The sequence below is a fragment of the Kitasatospora putterlickiae genome (assembly GCF_039527695.1).
Lineage (GTDB): Bacteria > Actinomycetota > Actinomycetes > Streptomycetales > Streptomycetaceae > Kitasatospora > Kitasatospora putterlickiae.
Window position 1 is genome coordinate 1,391 of record NZ_BAAAKJ010000122.1, and the last position, 4,335, is coordinate 5,725.

Here is a 4,335-nt window from a genome sequence, read left to right on the forward strand (position 1 = left end):
GACCTCGCCGACCCGGAGAGCCTGCGCCGGGCCGTCGAGGGCGCGGACACCGTCATCCACGCCGCCTGCACCTTCACCGAGCACGCCGTCGACCTCGCCGCGATGCGCGTCCTGGTCGAGGGCTGGCGCGGCACCGGCGGGTTCGTCCTGGTCAGCAGCGTCGACGCCTACGGCCGCCCCGCCCCGGGCGAGGTCCGCGAGGGCGCCCCCTCGGCCGGACCGCTCAGCCCGTACGGGCGGGCCAAGCTCGACTGCGAGCGGGTCCTTCTGGACGCCGCCGCGCGGGCCCGCGGCCCGGTCTCGGTGGTCCGCTCGCCGATCGTCTGGGGCCCCCACCGGCGGCTGCGCGACCAGCTCCGCTGGGGCGCCACCGGAGCGCTCTACCAGGCCGCGCTGGCCGGCCGCCCGATCCTGCTGCCACCTCGCGACTCCGGCTGGTCGGGCGTCGGCTGGGTGCACTCGGCGGCACTCGCCCGGGCCGTCGCCGAGAGCGCCGACCGCGCCCCCGGCCGGGTCGTCAACGCCGTCACCGGCCACGTCTCCTGGACCGGCCTCACCACCGAGCTGATCCGGCTGCTCGGCTCGTCGAGCCCGGTCGGGTACGGCCCGGACGCCGACCCCGAACTGCTGCGCCCCTGGCACTACCGGGCCGACGCGCTGGCCGGGGCGCTGCGCCCGGAGCCCGGCGAGGACTGGCGCGCCGTGCTCGCCGCGATGACGGCCGCGACCGCCCCCGAGGAGTGAGCACGAGCGGACACCCCGGGACCGGAGGGCCCTCGGGGTGTCCGCTCGATCACCGCCGCCGGCTCAGCGGTGGCGGTCCCAGCGGTAGAACTCGCGCGCCATCGCGTCCTTCGGGCCCCGCCAGGTGGCCGGGTCGTAGGCCTGGACGTACGCGGTGAGCGCGTCGCTGATCGCCCGGAACTCGGGGTGGCCGATCACCTGGGCGACGGCCGGGCCGGGCGGGCGGTCGGCCTCGATCAGGTGCAGGTAGACGTCGCCGAACTGGAACAGGCTGCGCCCCGTCACGCCGATCAGGTGCGGGAGTTCGCCCTGGTTGTCGGAGTCGGCGAACACCTCGGCGATGCCGGCGGCCGCGTCGGGCTTCATCCGGGCGACGATCAGGGCGCGGTGGGTCTGCGCCGTCCCGGGCACGCTCCCGGGGTTGGTCACGGGGGACGCCATGATCAGACCTCCGCGGCCTTCTTCTCGACCTTCTCGCGGATCAGCTGCATCTGGATCCGGGAGTTGCGGTTGATGTGGTTGACCATGCCCTCGTCGTCGACCGGTGCGGTCGGCTTCATGGCGAAGTCCTGCACCCAGCGCATCCGGGTACCGGCCGGCACCTCGGCGTACTCCCAGCGGATGTCCATGAACTCGAACGGGCCGGGCTCGACGCGCCGGGCCTGGACGGCGAGTTCGGAGCGGTCGGTGGTGCGCTCGGAGACCCAGCTCCACACCTTGCCGTCGTCGTCGGGGTGCATGGTGAGCCGGAACCGCACCCGGTCGCCCTCGCGCTCCAGCACTTCGACGGAGGCGTACTCGCTGAACAGCCGGGGCCAGTTCTCCAGGTCGTTGGTGATCTCCCAGACCAGGTCGAGCGGGGCGGCGATGACGATCTCGTTGTCCGTGTGCCCGGGCATCTCAGGCACCCGCCTTCGCGGTGACGGCGGAGTTGACCAGCTGCAGGAACTCGGCCGGGGTCTTGGCGGACTCCGCGCCGTTGGTGACCTTCACGCCGTGCCGGTTCTCCAGCTCGCCGACCACGCCGAGCAGGCCGAGGGAGTCCACGCCGAACTCGTCGAAGGCGACGCCGGGGCGCTCCAGGGCGGCCGGGTCGATCACGACGCCGGCCCGGGCCTGGATGAGCGCCGCGAGTTCGGGATAGTTGAGGGTGTTGCTCACGGGGGTGTCCCTTCATTGCGAGCGAGTGGTGAGCGAGAGATGAGCGGGTGGAACGGGGTCGAGCGGGTGGGACGGTGGAGCTCAGGACGGCCCGCCGCGCCGGAGCACCAGCGCCGAGTTGGAGCCCATCAGCCCGCGGCTGAGCACCAGCGCGGTGCGCAGTTCGGCCGGGCGGGCGCGGCCGGTCACCAGGGCGAGGTCGTGCGCGACCACGGTGACGTTGGGGGTGGGCGGCAGCACGCCGTCCTCCATGGCGAGCACGGCGGCCGTGACGTCCAGCGCGGGGGCGCCGCAGTAGGCCCGCCCGGTACCGGACTTGGGGGCGGTGACCGGGACCCGCTCGGCGTAGGGGCCGAGCGCGTCGGCCAGCGCGAGCGCCTCGGCGCGGTCGGCGGCCGGGACGCCGAGGGCGTCGGCGAAGACCACGTCGACCTCCTCGGCCGCGATCCTGGCCCGCTCCAGGGCGATCCGGATCGCCGCGGCCAGTCCCTCCCGGGACTCCGCCCAGCGGGAGGCGCCGGTGAAGGTCGCGGCGTGGCCGGCGATGTGCGCCCGGACGGCCGCTCCGCGCCGGCGGGCGGTCTCCTCGTCCTCCAGCAGCAGCATCGCGCCGCCCTCGGCGGGGGCGAAGCCGGCCGCGTCGGGGGAGAACGGCAGGTAGGCCCGGTCGGCCCGGTCGTCGAGGCTCAGCTCGGGGTAGCCGAGCTGGCAGACCATCGAGTACGGCGCGAGCGGGGCCTCGGCGGCGCCGACCACCACCGCGTCGGTGCCGTGCTCGACGGCCCGGGCGGCGTGCGCGATCGCGTCCAGCCCGCCGGCCTCGTCGCTGGCCACCACCGCGCACGGGCCCTTGTAGCCGCCGCGGATGGAGATCTGACCGGTGCTGGCGGCGTAGAACCAGGCGATGGACTGGTAGGGGCCGACGAACTGCGGCCCCTTGCCCCACAGTTGCTGGAGCTCGCCCTGGCCGAACTCGCCGCCGCCGGAGCCGGCCGCGGTCACCACGCCCACCGCGTACGGCTGTTCCGGATCGGGGGTGAAGCCGGCGTCCGCCACCGCCTGGTCGGCGGCGGCCATCGCGTAGTGCGTGAACCGGTCGGTCTGCACCAGGTAGCGGTTGTCGATGGCGGTCCGCGGGTCGAAGTCCCGGACCTGGCCCGCGATGCGCAGCGGCAGGTCCGTGCAGCCCTCGCGGGATATCCGGTCGAGGACGCTCACGCCCTGCCGGGTGGCCTTCCAGAAGGCGTCGGCCCCGACGCCGTTCGGTGCCACCACGCCGAGGCCGGTGATCACCGCCCGGCGGTTCCGCTGACGTGACGTCATGGGTCTCACCCCGTTCTCGTGAGCACGACGGCGGACTGGAATCCGCCGAATCCGCTGCCGACCGACAGGATGGTGCGCAGTGGCAGCTCCCGCGCGGTGCGCGGTACGTAGTCGAGGTCGCACTCCGGGTCGGGCGTCTCGTAGTTGGCGGTCGGCGGCACCACGCCGCGGTCCAGCGCGAGGGTGCAGGCGACCACCTCGATCGCGCCGATCGCGCCGAGCGAGTGCCCGACCATCGACTTGATGGAGCTCATCGGCGTCCGGTACGCGTGCCCGCCGAGCGAGCGCTTGACGGCCGCCGTCTCGTGCCGGTCGTTCTGCTTGGTGCCCGAGCCGTGCGCGTTGACGTAGTCGACGTCGGTGCGGTCGACCCGGGCGTGGTCGAGCGCGTGGTCGATCGCCCGGGACATCTCCAGCCCCTCCTGGGTGAGGCCGGTCATGTGGTAGGCGTTGCCGAAGGTCGAGAACCCGCCGATCTCGCCGTAGATCCGCGCGCCGCGCCGGCGGGCGTGTTCCAGCTCCTCCAGCACCAGGACGGCGCCGCCCTCGCCGAGCACGAAGCCGTCGCGGTGGGCGTCGAACGGGCGGGAGGCGTGCGCCGGGTCGTCGTTGCGTTCGCTGGTGGCCTTGATGGCGTCGAAGCAGGCGACGGTGATCGGCGAGATCGGCGAGTCGGAGGCGCCGGCGACGCAGATGTCGGCGCGCCCGTCCTCGACCGCCTGGAAGCCGTACCCGATGGCGTCCAGGCCGGAGGTGCAGCCGGTGGAGACGGTCTGCACCGGGCCGTGCGCGCCGGCCCGTTCGGCGACCGCCGAGGCGAGCGTGCTGGGCGCGAACGCCCGGTGCAGCTGCGCCTCGGCGAGCCGGTGGTCGACGTCCCAGCGGGCGCCGCCAGCGCTGACCAGGGCGTAGTCGTGTTCCAGGCGGGTGGTGCCGCCGACGGCGGTGCCGAGCGAGACGGCGATCCGCCACGGGTCCTCGGCGGCCAGGTCGAGTCCGGCGTCGGCGATCGCCTCGTCGGCCGCGACCATGGCGAACTGCACGTAGCGGTCGGCGCGGCGCAGCTCCAGCGGGGTGAGCCCGGCGGCGGCGCCGTCGAAGTCGGCC

At 74.5% G+C, this 4,335-nt stretch carries 5 protein-coding genes and 1 pseudogene; 1 reads left to right on the forward strand and 5 read right to left on the reverse strand.

Annotated elements, in window-relative coordinates; genetic code table 11:
• Positions 1–744, forward strand: a 744-nt coding sequence (locus tag ABD308_RS12675; RefSeq protein ID WP_344332797.1) for an NAD-dependent epimerase/dehydratase family protein, incomplete at its 5' end; no start/stop codon positions are given.
• A 63-nt stretch (positions 745–807) separates the two neighbouring features.
• Here ABD308_RS12675 and ABD308_RS12680 read toward each other — a convergent pair.
• The 5 genes and pseudogenes from ABD308_RS12680 to ABD308_RS12700 all read right to left on the reverse strand — a co-directional run.
• Positions 808–1,185 carry a TcmI family type II polyketide cyclase gene (locus tag ABD308_RS12680; protein WP_344332799.1) on the reverse strand — a complete coding sequence of 126 codons (378 nt, stop codon included), beginning with the start codon at positions 1,183–1,185 and terminating at the stop codon, positions 808–810.
• Positions 1,186–1,187: 2 nt separating this feature from the next.
• Entirely contained in the window at positions 1,188–1,643 is a 456-nt protein-coding gene (locus ABD308_RS12685) for an SRPBCC family protein (protein ID WP_344332801.1), read from the reverse strand.
• Position 1,644: 1 nt separating this feature from the next.
• Positions 1,645–1,905, reverse strand: a complete 261-nt coding sequence (locus tag ABD308_RS12690; RefSeq protein WP_344332802.1) for an acyl carrier protein — start codon at positions 1,903–1,905, stop codon at positions 1,645–1,647.
• A gap of 81 nt (positions 1,906–1,986) precedes the next feature.
• The gene (locus tag ABD308_RS12695) at positions 1,987–3,228 is read right to left on the reverse strand and encodes a beta-ketoacyl synthase N-terminal-like domain-containing protein (protein ID WP_344332804.1); all 1,242 of its coding nucleotides are present in this window, start codon (positions 3,226–3,228) and stop codon (positions 1,987–1,989) included.
• Between the two features lie 5 nt (positions 3,229–3,233).
• A pseudogene (locus ABD308_RS12700) lies at positions 3,234–4,335 on the reverse strand (beta-ketoacyl-[acyl-carrier-protein] synthase family protein); the annotation flags it as partial.

Coding starts and splice junctions, on each gene's coding strand:
- ABD308_RS12680 (WP_344332799.1), bottom strand. CDS start 1,185: ATGGCGTCCCCCGTGACCAACCCCGGGAGCGTGCCCGGGACGGCGCAG.
- ABD308_RS12685 (WP_344332801.1), bottom strand. CDS start 1,643: ATGCCCGGGCACACGGACAACGAGATCGTCATCGCCGCCCCGCTCGAC.
- ABD308_RS12695 (WP_344332804.1), bottom strand. CDS start 3,228: ATGACGTCACGTCAGCGGAACCGCCGGGCGGTGATCACCGGCCTCGGC.